Below are 14,574 nucleotides of genomic sequence, written 5' to 3'. Positions count from 1 at the left end.
CGGGCGTCCCGCCGGGAGGGGCGGGCCGGGCGCTTCAGGCCGCGGGCAGCAGCCCGACCTCGCGGCCGAGGCGCTCGGCGGAGGCGGTGAAGAAGGCGTCCCGGTCCTCGACGACCCGGTGGAACTGGCCGAAGACCTCGAAGGAGACCAGCCCGAAGAGCTGGGCCCACGCGGCGACCAGGGCGGTGGCGAGGGCGGGCGGCAGATCGGGGGCCAGGTCGGCGGCGAGCCGCTCGGCCTCGGGCCGCAGGGCGGGCGACAGCGGCGGGAGGGCGAGGCCTCGGCCCTGGTACGCGCCGCGGGCCAGGGCGACGAGGACGAGGCCGACGCGGGAGGCCGGGCCGACGGTGTCCTGGGGGGCGGTGTAGCCGGGGACCGGGGAGCCGTAGATGAGGGCGTACTCGTGGGGGTGGTCGACGGCCCAGGCGCGGACGGCCCGGCAGACGGCGGTCCACCGGGCGAGGTGGTCGGCGGGGGCCGTGGCCGCCGCGGCGGCGTCGGCCTGCTCGGCCGCGGCGCCGATGGCGTCGTAGGCGTCGACGATGAGGGCGGTGAGCAGGTCGTCCCGGCTGGGGAAGTAGCGGTAGAGCGCGGAGGACACCATGCCGAGCTCGCGGGCGACGGCGCGCAGGGAGAGCTTGGCGGCGCCCTCGGCGGCGAGCTGGGTGCGGGCCTCGTCCTTGATGGCCGCGGTGATCTCGACGCGGGCGCGGGCGCGGGCTCCTTGAACGGTGGTCATGGAGAGCAGTGTGCCATGTTTTGGAGCACCGCACCGAAACGAGAGCACTGCTCTTGCCTTGATACGGCGAAAGAGGCACACTGATGTCGAGCGAGAGCAGTGCTCACAAAACGGAGCACCGCTTCACAACGTCCCCAGGAGCCCACGATGGCCTCGTCCCAGCCGCAGCCCCAGTCCCGGCCGTACTACCTTCAGGGCAGCCCCCTCGCCATCCGCTTCAACAGCGTGGTCGGCTGGCTCGCCCGCCACGGCGTCAGCCTCCTCGGTTCGGCCGAGCTGAGCGTCCGGGGCCGCAAGAGCGGCCGGATGCAGCGCATCCCCGTCAACCCGTACGAGCACGGGGGCGCCCAGTACCTCGTCTCGGCGCGCGGCCACTCCCAGTGGGTCCGCAACATGCGGGAGGCGGGCGGCGGCGAGCTGCGGGTCGGCCGGAAGGTGCGTCACTTCACGGCGGTCGAGGTCCCGGACGCCGAGAAGCCGGCGGTCCTGCGCGGCTACCTCAAGCGCTGGGGCTGGGAGGTCAACCAGTACTTCCAGGGCGTCACCGCCGAGTCCTCCGAGGCGGAACTGGCGGCGGCGGCGCCCGACCACCCCGTCTTCCGCATCACCGTCACGCGCTGACGGCGGCACGGATCCGCTCCGTACCGCCGCCGCGCATGCCCGTCCCGGTACGTCCGTACCTCGGCCGTGCCGTTCGGATCAGGAGGCCTCGGGCACCTGCGTGCCGTCCGAGGCGTCACGCCCGTCCGGCTCCACCGACGCGGCCGGGGACTCCGGAACGTCCTCCGTCACCGCGTCCCGCGCCGCCTCCCCGTCCTTGCGGGCGACCCCGCGCCCCGCGGGACCCACGCCCGAGGCGGTGTCCATGCGGCGGTCCAGCAGGTCGAGCGCACGACGCGCCAGCCCGTTGCCGCGGACCAGGCCGCCCAGGGTGGCCGAGCCGCGGGTGATGTCCGCGAACGCGTTCCACGCGGGGCGCACGCCGGTGATGGTCGCGTGCAGCAGACCCGGGCGCCGCTCGAACAGCGCCAGCATCCGGCGCCCCACGGCCATCTCGACACCGAGGCCGGCCTTGATGGCGAAGGCGTAGTTCAGCGCCTGGCGGCGCGCGTCCACCGCGTCGCCCGCCTCGGCGATCCGCACCGCCCACTCTCCGGCGAGCCGTCCGGAACGCAGCGCGAAGGAGATGCCCTCACGGGTCCACGGTTCGAGCAGACCGGCCGCGTCGCCGCAGACCAGGACCCGGCCGCGGGAGAGCGGCGAGTCGTCCGTGCGGCAGCGGGTCAGATGGCCGGAGGAGACGGCCGGTTCGAAGCCCGCGAGGCCCAGCCGGGCGACGAAGTCCTCCAGATAGCGCTTGGTCGCCGCACCCTCGCCGCGCGCCGAGATGACGCCGACGGTCAGGGTGTCGCCCTTGGGGAACACCCAGCCGTAACTGCCCGGCAGGGGCCCCCAGTCGATGAGGACGCGCCCCTTCCAGTCCTCGGCCACCGACGCCGGGACCGGGATCTCCGCCTCCAGCCCGAGGTCGACCTGGCCCAGCTTCACGCCGACGTGGGCCCCTATCCGGCTGGCGCTTCCGTCGGCGCCGACGACGGCCCGCGCGAGCACGGTCTCGCCGTCGGCGAGGACCACGGCCACGGTGCGGCGGTCGGGCACGGTCGGCCCGTGCTGCTCGACCCGGGTGACGGTGGCTCCGGTGCGCAGCTCGGCGCCCGCCTTCTGGGCGTGCTCGACGAGCTGGGCGTCGAACTCGGGCCGGTTGATGAGGCCGAACAGCATCCGGCGCGAGCGCCGGGTGCGGGCGAAGCGCCCGTTGTGCGAGAAGGTGACGGCCTTGACCCGGTCCTGCAGGGGCAGTTCGAAGCCGGGCGGCAGCGCGTCGCGGGACGGGCCGATGATGCCGCCGCCGCAGGTCTTGTAGCGGGGGAGCTCGGCCTTCTCCAGGAGCAGCACCCGGCGGCCGGCGACGGCCGCCGCGTACGCCGCGGTGGCCCCGGCGGGTCCGGCACCCACCACGACCACGTCCCAGACCTCGGGCGGACCCCCGTCCGGACCCACCGACCCCGCTCCGGCCACGCCGGTCTCCGCCGCTCCGGCGTCTGCGTTCTCGCTGCTCACGATGTGCTTCTGCTCCTGATCCGACCGGTGGTCACTGCTCTGTACGCATCCTACGACCCGGTAGCCGGGCGGTTACGCGCCGCCCCGGGCCGACCCGAGCCGTAGGATCGGCCATGCGTTCGCCGTACACCGATACACGGCGACGAGCTCACAACGTCACAACGTCGCACCCACCAGGAGCGTGCCCATGACCGCGAATCCGATCGCCGAGACCGTCGCATCCCTGATGCCCCGCGCCAAGGCGGAGCTGACGGAGCTGGTGGCCTTCCAGTCGGTCGCGGACGAGGCGGTCGCCCCGCGCAGCGAGTGCGAGGCCGCCGCGAACTGGGTGGCGGACGCACTGCGCACCGAGGGTTTCCAGGACGTGGCGCTGCTGGACACCCCGGACGGTTCGCAGTCCGTGTACGGCGTGCTGCCGGGCCCGGCCGGCGCCCCGACGGTCCTCCTGTACGCGCACTACGACGTGCAGCCGATGCTGGTGGAGTCGGCCTGGGTGACCCCGCCGTTCCAGCTGACCGAGCGTGAGGACGGCCGCTGGTACGGGCGCGGCGCGGCCGACTGCAAGGGCGGCTTCATCATGCACCTGCTCGCGCTGCGCGCCCTGAAGGCGAACGGCGGGGTCCCGGTCACCGTCAAGGTGATCGTGGAGGGCTCGGAGGAGCAGGGCACCGGCGGTCTGGAGCGGTACGCGGAGGCGCACCCGGAGCTGCTGGCCTCGGACGCGATCGTCATCGGCGACGCGGGCAACTTCCGGGTCGGGCTGCCGACCGTGACGGCGACCCTGCGCGGCATGACGATGATCCGGGTCACCATCGACACGCTCCAGGGCAACCTGCACTCGGGCCAGTTCGGCGGTGCCGCGCCGGACGCGCTCGCCGCGCTGATCCGCGTCCTGGACTCGCTGCGCGACGAGACCGGCGCGACCGTCATCGACGGGCTGCCGGCCGACTCGGTGTGGGAGGGGCTGCAGTACCCGGAGGCGGACTTCCGCAAGGACGCCAAGGTGCTCGACGGGGTGGAGCTGCCGGGCCGCGGCACGGTCGCGGACCGGATCTGGGCGCGGCCCGCGGTGACCGTCATCGGCATCGACGCGCACCCCGTGGCCGGTGCGACCCCGTCGATCCCGTCGACCGCCCGCGCGCAGATCAGCCTGCGGGTGCCGCCGGGCCAGGACGCCGTGAAGGCGACCGAGCTGCTGTACGCGCACATCGAGAAGCACACGCCGTGGAACGCCCGGGTGAGCCTGGAGCAGGTCGGCCAGGGCCAGCCGTTCCAGGCGGACGTGTCGAGCCCGGCGTACACGTCGATGGCGGAGGCGATGCGGCTCGCGTACCCGGGCGAGGAGATGCAGGCGGCCGGCATGGGCGGCTCGATCCCGCTGTGCAACACGCTGGCCGCGCTGTACCCGGAGTCGGAGATCCTGCTCATCGGCCTGAGCGAGCCGGAGGCGCAGATCCACGCGGTGAACGAGTCGGTGTCGCCGCAGGAGCTGGAGCGCCTGTCGGTGGCGGAGGCGCACTTCCTGCTGAACTACGCGGCCTCGAAGCGGGGTTGATCCGCGACGGGGGTCGCCGAGCGGACGTGACGCTCTGGGCGTAACTCGCCCAGAGCGTAGTCGCGTGCGCCGGGGGTGACCTCCTCCGTACGTTCGGCCCATGAGCCGAGCAGAGCGAGCAGACCACTCCCGGACCACCGACACCGACGCCACCGCCGACGCCACCACCGACTCCCCCGCCCACGCCCCGGGCCTCGTCGAACTGGTGGAGACAGCCCCCCGCTTGCACATGCTGCGCCTGCCCGTCGGCCAGGCGTACGTGTGGCGGGACGACACCGAACTGACCCTCGTCGACGCCGGGTGGGTCGGCGCGGCGGACGAGATCGAGGCGGCGCTGCGCGGTGCGGGCCTCGACCCGGCCCTCATCCGCCGGATCGTGCTGACCCACTGCCACCGTGACCACGTGGGCGCGGCCCAGGAACTGGCCGACCGCTTCGGCGCCGAGATCCTGGCGCACGCGCTGGACGCCCCGGTGATCCGGGGCGAGCTCCCGGTCCCCGAGCCGGATCTGCTCGACTGGGAACGGCCGCTGTACGAGCACGGGCTGACCGTCCCCGAGGCGCCGCCGACCCGGGTGGACCGGGAGCTCGCGGACGGCGAGGAGCTGGGCTTCGGGGACGGCGCGGTGGCGCTGCACACCCCGGGCCACACGCCCGGCTCCCTCGCGATCCATCTCCCGCGCCACGGCGTGCTGTTCACCGGCGACACGGTGGCCACCGTCCAGGGCGTGACCTTCGGCGTCTTCCACGTGGACCGGGCGGAGGCGAGGGAGTCGATGCGGCGGCTGGCGGAGCTGGAGCCGTCGGTGCTGTGCTGCGGTCACGGCGAGCCGGTGACGGCCGACGCGGCCGGGCAGTTGAGGAAGGCCGTGGCCTGAGCGGTCCGCGGGCCGCGGAACCGGCCGGCCCCCGGGCGCCGTCCTCTCCCCCGGTCCGGCCCGTGAAGGGCGGTGCGGGTGACGGGTCCGTTCGCGCTCCTGGGCGTCACGGCCGGCGTCCCGGTGGGGGTGCGGCACGGCCGTGAGGACCGGGCGCGGAAGGACTCGCTGGAGCCGAACGAGACGGTCCTGAACGTCTCCGGGGTGTGGCCGTACCCCGCCCCGCCGCGGAGCGCGCTCGTCGCCCCGGACAACGCGCCGTACCAGGTGCACACGACGACCCGGCACCTCCGGTTCTGGAAGGGCGAGGAGCTCGTGGGGGCCCATCCCTGGCGCGAGCTCGCCTTCGAGGCGGACGGGGCCGGCCTCCGGGTGCTGCGCGGGGGCGTGGAGATCGCGCGCGGAGCAGCCCGCGGAGCCGGGGATGCCGGAGGAGTTCCGTTTCGTCGCGGAGCGAATGGCCGCCCGGTTCGGGCGCCGCTGAGGGCGGGCGTCCCGGTCTCAGCCGACCGGGACGCCCGCCTCCAGGTTGAGGACGGTGCCGCGTTCGCGCGCGCGCAGGGCCCAGCGGAGGCGGCGGTAGCGGACCGGGGGCAGCAGGTCGGCGGCCTCCTCCTCCGTGACGAAGCGCCAGGCACGGAGTTCGGCGCCGGGCAGGAGCAGCCGGTCGGCCTCGGCCGCGGGCAACAGGCCGCCGTCGAAGAGGAGCCGGAGGCCGCCGAAGCCGGGCGGCTGGGGCCGTTCCCAGTCGACGAGCAACAGGCGGGGCACGGCGTCGAGTTCGAGCCCGATCTCCTCGGCGACCTCGCGCATGCCGGCGCGGGCGGGGGGCTCGCCGGGTTCGACGACGCCGCCGGGGAACTCCCAGCCGGGCTTGTACGTGGGGTCGACGAGGAGGAAACGGTCCTGCTCGTCGAAGAGCAGGACGCCCGCGGCGAGGGTCTCGCCGGTGGGTTCGGGGGTCTGGACGATGCCGCAGGGGGCGGCGAGCCCGGCGGCGAGGGCGTCGGCGACGGTCCGGGCCGCCTCGGCCGGGGTGAGGCCGCCGTTGTCGACGGCGTGGGCCTCGTCGCCGAGCCAGCCGTCGAGGGCGGTGCGGTACGGCTCGATGTGGGCGTGGCACCACCGGCGGGCCCGCTCTTCGGCGTCGGGGTCGCCGGGGTGTTCGCGGCGGTTGTCGATCCGCTCGCGCAGGATCGTTTCATCTTGGGTGAGGACCAGATGCCGGACCTCGATCCGGCGGGCGGCGAGCGCCCCGAAGATCTCGTCCCGGTACTCCTGCCGCAGCAGGGTCATCGGCACCACGAGCACCCCGCCCAGCTCGGCGAGGAGCGCGGCGGCGGTGTCGACGACGAGCCGGCGCCAGATCGGCAGGTCCTGGAAGTCGTCGACCTCCGCGAGACGTTTCTGCGGCAGCAGCAGGCTGAGACCGCCGCCGACGAGCTCCGGGTCGTACAGGGTGCTGTTCGGGATCAGCTCGACCAGCTCGCGCGCGGTGCTGGACTTCCCCGCGCCGAACGCACCGTTGATCCAGACGATCACGGTTCCCCCTCTTTCGTATGCCCCCTGTGGCTTGCCCGCCCCACCCTGCCACGGAAACCCCCGGGGAGTGCCACGGGCCGGAACCGGGCGAGCCCCGGTCGCGTAACACTTCGGGACGGGCCGTCGTTGGAGACGGCGAGCACGAGGGGGTGCGGAGATGAGTCGTACGGTTCTGGAGCGGTTTCCCGCGGGGGGCCCGCGGGGCAGCTGGCCGGCCGAGGAGTTCGCCAGCGCGCGGAGGGACGAGGGGCTGCCCGCGCGGGTGGTGATGGACCTGGAGTCCGACGCGTTCCTGGTCGTCGTGGAACAGCGCTCGGCGGACACGGTACGGGGCTGAGCACGGCTCAGGACGTCGAGGCGCCCGCGCGGGGGACGGCAGCGGCGGCGGCGCCGAGGAGGCCCGCGTCGGTGCCGGTGAGGGCGGGGACGACGGTGAGGCCCTGGACGAAGGAGAGGGTGGCGTAGGAGCGCAGGCTGCGGCGGAGCGGCCCGAAGAGGACCTCGCCCGCCCCGGCCACTCCCCCGCCGACCACGGCGATGTCGATCTCCACCAGGGTGGCCGTGGCGGCGATCCCGGCCGCGAGGGCCTGGCCGGCCCGCTCGAAGGAGGCGACGGCCACGGGGTCGCCGGCCCGGGCGGCGGCGGCCACGGCGGCGGCGGAGGTGTCGCCGTCGGGCCCGGGGTGCCAGCCGTTCTCCAGGGCGCGGCGGGCGATGTGCGGCCCGCTGGCGATGCGTTCGACGCAGCCGCGCCCGCCGCAGGCGCACGGCTCGCCGTCCAGATCGACACTGATGTGTCCGATGTGACCGGCGTTGCCGGTGGGCCCACCGTGCACGCGGCCGTCCAGGACCAGCCCTCCCCCCACCCCCGTGGAGACGACGAGGCACAGCGCGTTGTCGTGGCCGCGGGCGGCGCCCCGCCAGTGCTCGGCGGCCGTCATGGCGACGCCGTCGCCGACCAGGGTGACGGGAAGCCCGGCGGCCCGCCGGACCCGCTCGACCAGCGGGAAGTCGCGCCAGCCGGGCACGTTGACCGGGCTGACGGTGCCGGCCGAGGCGTCGACCGGCCCCGCGCTGCCGATGCCGACGGCACCGGCGGAGGCCCGGAGCGGAGAGTGGTCGAGCTCCTCCAGCACCGCCTCCACCGCGCGCATGACCGTCTCGCCGTCCTCCCGCGCGGGCGTGGGCCGCTGGGCCCGTACGAGGATCCGGCCGGCTCCGTCGACCAGCGCCCCGGCGATCTTGGTGCCGCCGATGTCGAGGGCGACGACGAGGTCAGTGCTCATGGGCTCCGGGTCTCCGTGGGACGGTGGGTGCGACCTACAGTCTTCCCACCTCTGACAACGTTGTCCAGGGCCTATGCTCGACAGCAACGAGATCGATACGGAGATCAGGACCCGATATCGCCCCCCACACGACGGAGGACCCGCACACCGTGGCCGACACCGCCCGCCGCCCCGAGCACCGCTACGGCAACCGGCCCACGATGAAGGACGTGGCCGCCCGAGCGGGCGTCGGCCTCAAGACGGTCTCCCGGGTCGTGAACGGCGAACCGGGCGTCACCCCCGACACCGAACGCCGCGTCCAGGAGGCGATCGACTCCCTGGGCTTCCGCCGCAACGACAGCGCGAGGGTGCTGCGCAAGGGCCGCACGGCATCGGTGGGCCTGGTCCTGGAGGACCTGGCCGACCCGTTCTACGGCCCCCTGAGCCGGGCGGTCGAGGAGGTCGCCCGGGCGCACGGGGCCCTCCTCATCAACGGCTCCAGCGCGGAGGACGCGGACCGCGAGCAGGAGCTGGCCCTCGCCCTCTGCGCCCGCCGCGTCGACGGACTGATCGTCATCCCGGCGGGCTCCGACCACCGTTACCTGGAGCCGGAGATCCGCGCGGGCGTCGCCACGGTCTTCGTCGACCGCCCCGCCGGCCTCATCGACGCGGACGTCGTCCTCTCCGACAGCTACGGGGGCGCGCGGAACGGCGTGGCCCACCTGATCGCCCACGGCCACCGCCGGATCGGCTTCATCGGCGACCGCCCCCGCATCCACACGGCGACGGAACGCCTGCGCGGCTACCGGGCGGCCATGGAGGACGCGGGCCTGGAGGTCGCGGAGGAATGGGTGTCGCTCGGCCCGACCGAGCCGGACCGGGTGGCCCGCGCCGTGGGGGCGATGCTGTCCGGCCCGAACCCGGTCACGGCCCTGTTCGCGGGCAACAACCGGGTGACCGTGACGACGGTACGGGTCCTGGCGTCCCGCGAAACCCCCGTGGCCCTCGTCGGCTTCGACGACATCGAGCTGGCCGACCTCCTCGGCATCACCGTCATCGCCCAGGACGCGGCGGCCCTGGGCCGCACGGCGGCGGAGCGCCTGTTCCGCCGCCTGGACGGCGCGGAGGAACCCCCGACGACGGTGGTCCTGGAGACGAAGCTCATCCCCCGCGGCTCGGGCGAGACCGCACCCGCCTGAGAAGCCGGCAGCCGAGAACCGAGAGCCGAGAGCCCACGGGAGGGGTCCCCCGCACCCCCGCCTAGCAGATCCGCAGCCCTTCGACGGGCCCGCCGCCCGCGCCACCCCGCAGGTGCAGCACGCTGACGTACACGTTCGTGTTGCCGCTGTCGTCGTCGGTCCGGGCCCACCAGCGACTGGTCTGCCCGCCGTAGGTCTCGCCGTGATCGAGGTCGACCTGGCAGAAGAACTCCTGCGGCCCGGCACCGACGGTCCCCATCTCGCCCCCGTCGTAGCGCCTGCTGACGGCCGCACGCACCACCTGGCAGCTCGCGGACGACCCGGACGCGGTGCACCCGGACGCGGCGGGCGGCGGGGCGGCCGTGGTGGTCGGGGCTGCGGTCGTCGGCTTGGCGCCGGAGGTGGCGGCCGTCCCGCCGCCCCTGCGCGGAGTGGGCGTCGCCCCGGTGGCGCCGGGCGCCGCGTCGGTGGCCTCCCCCGAGGGAGCGCCCGCCGTGGTGGAAGCCCCTTCACCCGGCGTGGCGCTCTCGCCGGCGCCGGGGGTCCGCGTGGCCGGACCCGTGCCGGCTCCCGCCTTCCCCGCCCCGTCCCCGCCGTCGAGTACCTGACCGGGCTCGCCGGTGGCACCCTGGGCCGGCCGGTCGCCGGCCGCCGAGGGAGCGCCCGGGGTCCGCTCCGTCAACGCGTACGTGACTCCGCCGCCCACGAGGACGACCGCGGCCACGGCGGCGGCGACGAACCCCCGCGCCCGCCGCCGCTCCCGCCCCCTGGCCGCGGCTCGCCCCTGAGGCGGGACCGCGCCGGGAACCACGCCGGGAACCGCCCCGGGGCCGAACGCAGCGGCAGGCGGCCCGAAGACGCCATGGGGCTCAGGCACGGGAACGGCCACGGGAACGGGCACAGGCGAAACCGCACCGACGACCTCGGCCGAGCCAGCACCCACGAACTCAGCCGACGCCGAAGGCGAGGGCGCAGGCGCAGGCGCAGGCGAATCGGCAACCCCAGGAGAGGCGGACGCAGCCCCCGCCACCCCCGCCAACAACTCCGCCGCCTCCCGGGCCGTGGGCCGGCCCGCCGGGTCCTTGGACAGCAGCCGCAGCAGCGCGGGGGTCAGGGGCCCGGCCCGGGTCGGTTCCGGCAGCGGGTCGGTGACGATGGCGGCGAGGGTGGACCAGGTGGACGTGCGCCGGAAGGGCACCGCTCCCTCGACCGCGGCGTAGAGGGTCGCGCCGAGCGCCCAGACGTCGGCGGCGGGCGCCGGGGCGGCGCCGCGGGCGCGCTCCGGGGAGAGGTAGTCGAGGGAGCCGACGATCTCGCCGCTGCGGGTGAGCCGGGCGGCGGAGCCGTCGGCCGGGTCCTCGATGGTGGCGATGCCGAAGTCGGTGAGCAGGACCCGCCCCGAGCGGTCGAGGAGGATGTTGCCGGGCTTCACGTCCCGGTGCAGGACGCCGGCCTCGTGGGCGGCGGCGAGCGCCTCCAGGACGCGGGCGCCGATCCGCGCGGCCTCGACGGGTTCGAGGGGCCCCTCGGCGGCGAGGACGTCGTCGAGGGAGGGCCCGTCGACGAGCTCCATGACGATGACGGGGCGGCCCTCGTGCTCGGTGACGTCGTGGACGGCGACGACTCCGGGGTGGCGGACCCGGGCGGCGGCGCGGGCCTCGCGCTGCATGCGCAGGCGCATGGCGTCGAGTTCGGGCGCGGCGGTGTCCGTGTAGGTGCGCAGTTCCTTGACGGCCACGTCGCGGCCGAGGACCTCGTCGACCGCCTGCCAGACGACGCCCATGCCGCCGCGGCCGAGTCTGCGCACGATTCTGTAGCGGCCCGCGAGCCGTCCGTTCTCCCCCGATGACACCGCTGCCCCGTTCCCTGTACCGGTCGAACTCATGAACGCGTACAGGGTACGGGGCAGTTGACGCGAAAGTGACGTTTACTGCGCCTGAGCGGTGAGATCTCCGCGTCGCGGGGCCGCGAAGCGGTCGAGGTCGGCGCGGGTGAGGCCGGTGAGGGCGTCGACCTCGGCGGTGTCGAGGGCGCCGCAGTCGATGCCGCGCAGCAGGTACGAGGAGAGCGCCTTGGCGGTGGCGGGCTCGTCCATGACGTCGCCGCCCGCGTGGTTGGCGTAGGCGGAGAGACGCTTGGCGGCGGCCTGGAAGCCCTCGCGGTAGAAGGCGAAGACGGCGGCGTAGCGGGTGGGGATGTGCCCCGGGTGCATGTCCCAGCCCTGGTAGTAGGCGCGGGCGAGGGCGCGCCGGGTGAGCCCGTAGTGGAGCCTCCACGCCTCGTGGACGTGGGCGGTCGGGCCGACCGGGAGGACGTTGGTGGAGCCGTCGGAGACGCGTACGCCGGTGCCCGCGGCGGCGACCTGCATGATCGCCTTGGCGTGGTCGGCGGCGGGGTGGTCGCTGGCCTGGTAGGCGGCGGAGACGCCGAGGCAGGCGCTGTAGTCGAAGGTGCCGTAGTGGAGGCCGGTCGCGCGGCCCTCGGCGGCGTCGATCATGCGGGCGACGGCGGCGGTGCCGTCGGCGGCGAGGATGGACTGGCTGGTCTCGATCTGGATCTCGAAGCCGAGCCGGCCGGCGTCGAGCCCGTGGGCCTTCTCGAAGGCTTCGAGGAGCCGGACGAAGGCGGTGACCTGCTCGGGGTAGGTGACCTTGGGGAGGGTGAGGACGAGGCCGTCGGGCAGCCCGCCGTTCTCCATGAGGCCGGTGAGGAAGACGTCGGTGGTGCGGATGCCGCGGTCACGGACGGCGGCCTCCATGCACTTCATCCGGATGCCCATGTAGGGGGCGGCGCTGAGGTCGGCGTGGGCCTCGGTGATGATCCGGGCGGCGCGGGCGGCGTCGGCGTCCTCGTCGCCGCCGCCGTAGCCGTCCTCGAAGTCGACCCGGAGGTCCTCGACGGGCTCGCGCTCCAGCTTGGCGCGGACGCGGCCGTAGACGTCCTCGGCGAGGTCGTCGGAGAGGCCGAGGACGGCGGCGAAGGTGGCGGCGTCGGGGGCGTGCTCGTCGAGCGCGGCGAGGGCCTGGTCGCCCCAGGAGCGGATGGTGCCGGCGTCGAAGAGGTTGCCGGGCACGTAGACGGTGTGGACGGGCTGGCGGGTGCCGGGGTCTCCCGGGTAGCGCCGGTCCAGCTCGGCGTCCACGGCGGTGAGGGAGGCGCTGATCTCCTCGCTGACCGCGCCCGCGAGGCTCGTCGACACCTTCTCCTGCTGACCCATCCCACATCCTCCTACTTTTCCGCTGCACGGAATCAACAATCCGTATAGCGAAGTTAATGGCCTGCCGGGACCTGCGTCAATGGCTGTCCGAAACGACCGGGGGCCGCGCGGTGAAGAACACCACGCGGCCCCCGGACCCTAAGAGAACCCCAGGTCAGCCCCCGAGGGGACCGACTCCGAGCACTAGCCCTTGCGGGCCTTGACCTCGTCGGTCAGCTGCGGCACGACGTCGAACAGGTCGCCGACGACGCCGTAGTCGACCAGGTCGAAGATCGGGGCCTCGGCGTCCTTGTTGACGGCCACGATGGTCTTCGAGGTCTGCATGCCCGCGCGGTGCTGGATCGCGCCGGAGATGCCGGACGCGATGTACAGCTGCGGCGAGACCGACTTGCCGGTCTGGCCGACCTGGTTGGAGTGCGGGTACCAGCCGGCGTCGACGGCGGCGCGGGAGGCGCCGACGGCGGCACCGAGCGAGTCGGCGAGCGCCTCGATGATCGCGAAGTTCTCGGCGCCGTTGACGCCGCGGCCGCCGGAGACCACGATCGCGGCCTCGGTGAGCTCGGGGCGGCCGGTCGACTCGCGCGGGGTGCGGGCGACGACCTTGGTGCCGGTGGCCTGCGCCGAGAAGGAGACGGCGAGCGCCTCGACGGCGCCGGCGGCCGGGGCGGCCTCGACGGCGGCCGAGTTCGGCTTGACCGTGATGACCGGGGTGCCCTTGGAGACGCGGGACTTGGTGGTGAAGGAGGCGGCGAACGCGGACTGCGTCGCGACCGGGCCCTCGTCACCGGCCTCCAGGTCCACGGCGTCCGTGATGATGCCGGAGCCGATGCGCACCGCGAGGCGGGCGGCGATCTCCTTGCCCTCGGCGGAGGACGGGACGAGCACGGCGGCCGGGGAGACGGCCTCGTAGGCGGCCTGGAGCGCGTCGACCTTCGGGACGACGAGGTAGTCGCCGAACTCGGGGGCGTCGGCGGTCAGGACGCGGGTGGCACCGTGCTCGGCGAGGGCCGCGGCGGTGTCGGCCGCGCCGTTGCCCAGCGCGACGGCGACGGGCTCGCCGAGGCGGCGGGCGAGGGTGAGCAGCTCCAGGGTGGGCTTGCGGACGGCTCCGTCGACGTGGTCGACGTAGACGAGAATCTCAGCCATGGGACTTCAATCTCCTGCGGAAGAAACGGGACGGCCTGCGGGGGACGGCGTGGTTCGCGCGAGCCCTCAGATGAACTTCTGGCTCGCGAGGAACTCGGCCAGCTGCTTGCCGCCCTCGCCCTCGTCCTTGACGATCGTGCCCGCGGTGCGCGCCGGACGCTCGTCGGCCGAGTCGACCTTGGTCCAGGAGCCCTCGAGGCCGACCTCGTCCGCCTCGATGTCGAGGTCGTCCAGGTCCAGGGACTCCACCGGCTTCTTCTTGGCGGCCATGATGCCCTTGAAGGACGGGTAGCGCGCCTCGCCCGACTGGTCGGTCACGGAGACGACGGCCGGCAGGGCGGCCTCCAGCTGCTCGGAGGCGGTGTCGCCGTCACGGCGGCCCTTGACGGTGCCGTCCTCGACGGAGACCTCGGAGAGCAGGGTGACCTGCGGGACGCCCAGGCGCTCGGCGAGGATGGCCGGGAGGACGCCCATGGTGCCGTCGGTGGAGGCCATGCCGGCGATGACGAGGTCGTAGCCGGTCTTCTCGATCGCCTTGGCGAGCACCAGCGAGGTGCCCATGACGTCGGTGCCGTGCAGGTCGTCGTCCTCGACGTGGACGGCCTTGTCGGCGCCCATGGACAGCGCCTTGCGCAGCGCGTCCTTGGCGTCCTCGGGGCCGACGGTCAGCACGGTGACCTCGGCGTCGTCGGCCTCTTCCGCGATCTGGAGCGCCTGCTCCACCGCGTACTCGTCCAGCTCGGACAGCAGGCCGTCGACGTCGTCGCGGTCGACGGTCAGGTCGTCCGCGAACTTCCGGTCGCCGGTGGCGTCCGGCACGTACTTCACACAGACAACGATCCTCAAGCTCACGCCGGCTCTCCTACTGCATCGTCATAACTGGGCTGCCTTGTTGCTCGCAGCATAGGCGCCT

13 protein-coding genes are annotated in these 14,574 nt (G+C 74.3%); 5 read left to right on the top strand and 8 right to left on the bottom strand.

All coding sequences use genetic code 11. The annotated features are described in order from the left end of the window. Window positions 1-34: 34 nt before the first annotated feature. Entirely contained in the window at window positions 35-739 is a 705-nt protein-coding gene (locus ABD981_RS34470; RefSeq protein WP_046906772.1) for a TetR/AcrR family transcriptional regulator, read from the bottom strand. A 147-nt stretch (window positions 740-886) separates the two neighbouring features. On the opposite strand from ABD981_RS34470, the gene ABD981_RS34465 reads away from it, so the two are divergent. Then, entirely contained in the window at window positions 887-1,360 is a 474-nt protein-coding gene (locus tag ABD981_RS34465; RefSeq protein WP_046906773.1) for a nitroreductase family deazaflavin-dependent oxidoreductase, read from the top strand. A gap of 78 nt (window positions 1,361-1,438) precedes the next feature. Here the strand turns inward: ABD981_RS34465 and ABD981_RS34460 are convergent, their stop codons facing one another. Next, the gene (locus tag ABD981_RS34460) at window positions 1,439-2,860 is read right to left on the bottom strand and encodes a geranylgeranyl reductase family protein (RefSeq protein ID WP_240495151.1); all 1,422 of its coding nucleotides are present in this window, start codon (window positions 2,858-2,860) and stop codon (window positions 1,439-1,441) included. Between the two features lie 187 nt (window positions 2,861-3,047). On the opposite strand from ABD981_RS34460, the gene ABD981_RS34455 reads away from it, so the two are divergent. Together ABD981_RS34455 and ABD981_RS34450 are read left to right on the top strand one after the other, a co-directional pair. Further along, complete coding sequence (locus ABD981_RS34455) at window positions 3,048-4,415, top strand: dipeptidase (RefSeq protein WP_046906774.1); 1,368 nt, start codon at window positions 3,048-3,050, stop codon at window positions 4,413-4,415. Between the two features lie 229 nt (window positions 4,416-4,644). Further along, entirely contained in the window at window positions 4,645-5,292 is a 648-nt protein-coding gene (locus tag ABD981_RS34450; RefSeq protein WP_046906826.1) for an MBL fold metallo-hydrolase, read from the top strand. 501 nt (window positions 5,293-5,793) lie between these two features. Here the strand turns inward: ABD981_RS34450 and ABD981_RS34445 are convergent. Continuing rightward, window positions 5,794-6,834, bottom strand: coding sequence for an NUDIX hydrolase (locus tag ABD981_RS34445; protein ID WP_046906775.1), 1,041 nt, complete (start codon window positions 6,832-6,834; stop codon window positions 5,794-5,796). A gap of 157 nt (window positions 6,835-6,991) precedes the next feature. Here ABD981_RS34445 and ABD981_RS34440 point away from each other — a divergent pair, with 157 nt between their 5' ends. Continuing rightward, the gene (locus tag ABD981_RS34440) at window positions 6,992-7,171 is read left to right on the top strand and encodes a hypothetical protein (RefSeq protein WP_046906776.1); all 180 of its coding nucleotides are present in this window, start codon (window positions 6,992-6,994) and stop codon (window positions 7,169-7,171) included. Between the two features lie 7 nt (window positions 7,172-7,178). On the opposite strand, the gene ABD981_RS34435 is transcribed toward ABD981_RS34440, so the two are convergent. After that, window positions 7,179-8,120 (bottom strand): ROK family protein, encoded by a 942-nt coding sequence (locus ABD981_RS34435; protein ID WP_046906777.1) that lies wholly within the window; start codon window positions 8,118-8,120, stop codon window positions 7,179-7,181. Between the two features lie 149 nt (window positions 8,121-8,269). Between ABD981_RS34435 and ABD981_RS34430 the strand changes: the two genes are divergently transcribed. Further along, window positions 8,270-9,298 carry a LacI family DNA-binding transcriptional regulator gene (locus ABD981_RS34430; protein WP_046906778.1) on the top strand — a complete coding sequence of 343 codons (1,029 nt, stop codon included), beginning with the start codon at window positions 8,270-8,272 and terminating at the stop codon, window positions 9,296-9,298. 61 nt (window positions 9,299-9,359) lie between these two features. On the opposite strand, the gene ABD981_RS34425 is transcribed toward ABD981_RS34430, so the two are convergent. From ABD981_RS34425 to ABD981_RS34410, 4 genes are all read right to left on the bottom strand, one after another. Beyond that, window positions 9,360-11,183, bottom strand: a complete 1,824-nt coding sequence (locus ABD981_RS34425; protein ID WP_046906779.1) for a serine/threonine-protein kinase — start codon at window positions 11,181-11,183, stop codon at window positions 9,360-9,362. 42 nt (window positions 11,184-11,225) lie between these two features. Further along, window positions 11,226-12,515, bottom strand: coding sequence for a DUF6986 family protein (locus ABD981_RS34420; protein ID WP_046906780.1), 1,290 nt, complete (start codon window positions 12,513-12,515; stop codon window positions 11,226-11,228). A gap of 183 nt (window positions 12,516-12,698) precedes the next feature. Next, window positions 12,699-13,661, bottom strand: a complete 963-nt coding sequence (locus ABD981_RS34415; protein ID WP_046906781.1) for an electron transfer flavoprotein subunit alpha/FixB family protein — start codon at window positions 13,659-13,661, stop codon at window positions 12,699-12,701. 66 nt (window positions 13,662-13,727) lie between these two features. Then, window positions 13,728-14,513, bottom strand: a complete 786-nt coding sequence (locus tag ABD981_RS34410) for an electron transfer flavoprotein subunit beta/FixA family protein (protein WP_046906782.1) — start codon at window positions 14,511-14,513, stop codon at window positions 13,728-13,730. Window positions 14,514-14,574: the final 61 nt, after the last annotated feature.

This window comes from Streptomyces showdoensis (assembly GCF_039535475.1).
Taxonomy (GTDB): Bacteria; Actinomycetota; Actinomycetes; order Streptomycetales; family Streptomycetaceae; genus Streptomyces; species Streptomyces showdoensis.
The sequence above is the reverse complement of the archived record's forward strand: the minus strand, read 5'-3'. Positions and strand labels throughout refer to the sequence as shown.